This is a genomic window from Leptolyngbya sp. FACHB-711, from assembly GCF_014695615.1.
Taxonomy (GTDB): Bacteria; Cyanobacteriota; Cyanobacteriia; order Elainellales; family Elainellaceae; genus Leptolyngbya_A.
Window position 1 is genome coordinate 1 of the sequence record NZ_JACJOR010000262.1, and the last position, 3,577, is coordinate 3,577.

At 52.6% G+C, this 3,577-nt stretch carries 3 protein-coding genes; 2 read left to right on the plus strand and 1 reads right to left on the minus strand.

What is annotated here, in order from left to right:
- The first annotated feature begins 80 nt into the window (after positions 1-80).
- Positions 81-506 carry a response regulator gene (locus tag H6F80_RS10195; RefSeq protein ID WP_190791455.1) on the plus strand — a complete coding sequence of 142 codons (426 nt, stop codon included), beginning with the start codon at positions 81-83 and terminating at the stop codon, positions 504-506.
- A 306-nt stretch (positions 507-812) separates the two neighbouring features.
- A complete protein-coding gene (locus H6F80_RS10200) occupies positions 813-2,627 on the plus strand; it encodes an FG-GAP-like repeat-containing protein (protein ID WP_190791456.1) in 1,815 nt (604 codons plus the stop codon).
- A gap of 14 nt (positions 2,628-2,641) precedes the next feature.
- Here H6F80_RS10200 and H6F80_RS10205 read toward each other — a convergent pair whose 3' ends face one another.
- Positions 2,642-3,355: an MBL fold metallo-hydrolase gene (locus H6F80_RS10205; RefSeq protein WP_242067271.1), complete on the minus strand. Its 714-nt coding sequence runs from the start codon at positions 3,353-3,355 to the stop codon at positions 2,642-2,644.
- Positions 3,356-3,577: the final 222 nt, after the last annotated feature.

A 3,577-nucleotide genomic window follows, 5' to 3' on the forward strand; every position in this document is an offset into this window, starting at 1 on the left:
TTATACTTAGCCAGTCGTAGGATAGATTCCGAGATATCAATAATTCTCTATCCTTTTTATTGGCAAGTCTCTTTAGGAAAATGAGTGATTCTGGTAAGCCCCTTGAAGGATTGCATCTGCTAGTTATTGAGGACGAGCAGGATACAAGAGAACTAATTACCTTCATTCTCCAGCTATGGGGTGCAGAGGTTACAGCGGTTATCCACATTTATGAGGCGATAGAAGCTCTAGATCGGTTTATACCGGATGTAATCCTCAGTAACACTCATTTACCAGATGGAGACGGATATATGCTTATCGGTCTGTGGAGAGACAAAGAGGTAGAGCTAGGGATAGAGCCAATTCCAGCAATTATCATCGCTGATTCAGACAGAGAGGTAAGTAGGAATCGCATCCATCAAGCAGGTTTTCAAACCTACGTCTCTAAACCTTTAGACGTGACCGTGATCGTTGAAACCGTAGCGACGGTAGCTTCTAGGCAAGGAGCTAAGGAAAGAGAGCACTGAAGCGATCGAATCCTGTCTAGCTCCTAGACATTCCGGCTATACTGGGCACAGTTTGGGTACAGCTTCAAGACCAAACGCTCAGAATCCTTACAAAATGCGCTCTTTGCACACCCTTGGTAAGGGTGAGGTCATGAGTTCAATCCTCGTCATGGGCTTATTTACTTTAAGAAATAAAACTGCCGATCGCCCCAGGTAAGCTACACTTCTAGACGCTACATCTGGAGAGCAAACTGATCTGATGGGCTAGATGTGTCCTGAGAAAAGGCTCTGGATATGGCAGACCTGCCGTGAGTGCGTGAGGCTGCGATGACCCTTGCAAAAAAACTGTCTTCTGCTCAGCGTCAATCTTCAAACCGAAAAGACCTGCTGAACTTTGACCTGAGGTTTGAGTCGGGCGGGAGTTTGCCGCTCAACGCCTTTTCTAACAGTGCTGCGATCGCTGACTTCAACAATGACGGCAACCTGGATACGGTGATCACGACGTTTGGCTTTGCCTTCAATACCGATGCGTCGCTGTTTTTGGGTACGGGTCGGGGCACGTTTAACCCGGCGATCGAGCTAGAAATTGGTGACAATCCGGGTGGGCTAGCAGCCGCCGATTTAAATGGCGACGGGTTCGCTGATATTGTGGCTGCAAATCGCACCTCAGATACGGTTTCGCTGCTGCTGGGTCGCGGAGACGGTAGTTTTCGCAGCGTTGCTCGGCTTGAGGTCGGCACGCAGCCCCGAGAGGTAGTCCTTGGAGACTTTAACGGAGACGATCGCCCTGATATTGCAGCCGTTAACTTTGGAAGCGGGTCGAGCAGTGTTTCGATTTTGCTAAACAACGGGAACGGCACGTTTCGTGCTGTAAAGACCAATCGCATTTTGGGAGGGCAGTCGCTCGCGCTGGCAACCGGAGACTTTAACGGCGATCGAAGGCTCGATCTGGTCACAGCGGATGCTGGCTCGAATACGGTTTCGCTGCTGCTAGGAACTGGAGACGGCAATTTTCGGGAGTCGAAAAGCTATCGCTCTGGGGGAGCTGTACCGTTTGGGGTGGCAACTGGAGACTTTGATGGCGATGGCAGGCAGGATGTGGCGACAGCAAATAATGGCTCTCGTTCTGCGGGAATTTCAGTGCTGTTTGGCAACGGCAAAGGGGAATTTACGCGGGGAGAAACCCTGCTTCCCAACACGCGAACCACGTCGATTCGGGCAGCAGATCTGAATGGCGATCGTCAAATTGATTTAATTGCAACACTGCAAAATGGTTCCTCGCTGGCGACTATTCTCACCAATGGCGAAGGCAATTTCAGCCGTCCTTTTTTCACCCTAGCTAACAGTGACCCTTCTGCAACAGCGATCGGTGATTTGAATGGCGATCAAAAGCCCGATCTGATTGTCTCTAGCAGTGGCTCGAACAACGCACGGGTTTTGCTGAACCGCACCAGCTTTGTATTTTTGCAGCGTCCTACCCGCAGTCGCGCAGGTACGATCAACGGTTCCCAGGAAACTCGCACGTCGATTTCTGTTAACCTGGCAAACGCAACGTTTCAGCTCAACACCAGCCCCCGGACTCGCTATCCAATCAGAAACTACGCCAACGCGATCGGCACTCAGCTTGAGGACAGCCTCACTGGAAGCAGCGGACGCAATACGCTAGCCGGGGAAGCAGGCAAGGACACTCTACGCGGGCTGGACGGCAACGATACGCTATTGGGCAACGCGGGAGCCGATCGCTTACTGGGAGGGGACGGCAATGACTCCCTCAGCGGTGGCACAGGAAAAAATACGCTTACTGGAGATGCCGGGAGCGATCGGTTTATTTTTGCGACAGGCGCACCCTTTAACCCGCAAGATCCGCCCAGCCGCATTACTGATTTCACACCCCGTCAAGACAAGATTGTCCTCGATCGCCAAACCTTCCCTACCCTGACCCGATCGATTAGCTTTCAGGCAGTTTCGACCTTTGCCCAGGCACAAGCCAGCAGCGCAGCAATTGTCTACGCGCAATCGACCGGGCGGCTCTACTACAATCCCGACGGTGCAATTCCCGGCTTTGCTCAGGGCGGAGTGTTTGCCGTTCTCAGTTCACCCAACCGCCGATCGCTAAGCGCAAATGATTTCAATGTCAGCTAGAGGTCATTGCGCTGTTAGAGTCCAGGCTTTTCTAGCCGCATCGCCTCCAGATCAAGCTGACTGAGCCGATCGAAAGCTCGATCGATCGATCGCTGTCCTCGCAAAAACCCTGTATTCGCGCCCGGACAGAGAAACTGAAGCGTTTCTGGCGTGAATCGATCGCGCAGGGCTGCAATGCTGCGAAGCTGACGCGGCCAGTGAAAAGTTTTGGCAATGCGGAGCGGAACCGGGTTTCCCTGCTGATTCGGTAACAAATGCCGTCCGGTAAACAGAATGCCGCCAAAGCGATCGTGATAAAGGCAGGCAGAGCCGGGAGAATGTCCAGGTGTCCAGATTGCCAGACTGCTGGAGCTGAGGCGAAACTCTTGCTGAAACGTTGTGATTTCCATTTGGGGCAGCAGATAGCCCTCCTGCTCCTGAATCAGCACTTCGCAGCCCGTTTCCTGCTGAATTGACCTGACCTGACCGATCGCCCCCCGATGAGTCAGAAATAACCACCGCACGCCTCCCTGCGCCTGAAGAAACGATCGAGTTGCGGCATCCCACGCAGGACAGTCAACCAGCATATTGCCGCCCTCCTGCAGAATCAGGTAAGCTGTGCCGCCTGCAATCTCGCGGTTGGGAGGAAAGGCAAACACGGTTTCAAACACGGGGCGAGGCGGTTTGACAGCAGCGTTTGAAGGGTTTGAAGCAGTTTCTGATGAATTGGGCACAGGGGAATTAATCACGGGAAGCGGGTGAGAAAAGGGCGGTAGTGAGAACTGACGATGATAAGACTGACGGTGATAAGACTACTGTGACGGTTTACATGACCAGATGGATAGGCTGAAGGGGTCGCTTCGCATGGGTGAGTAAAAGACGGGTTGCCATATCATGCTGCATGAGCAGTCTTCGGGTTCAGCATATTGGGGAAAGCCTCGTTTTCTGCGAAAAGGCTGGAGAATTCCCAG

Coding starts and splice junctions, on each gene's coding strand:
- H6F80_RS10195 (WP_190791455.1), top strand. CDS start 81: ATGAGTGATTCTGGTAAGCCCCTTGAAGGATTGCATCTGCTAGTTATT.
- H6F80_RS10200 (WP_190791456.1), top strand. CDS start 813: ATGACCCTTGCAAAAAAACTGTCTTCTGCTCAGCGTCAATCTTCAAAC.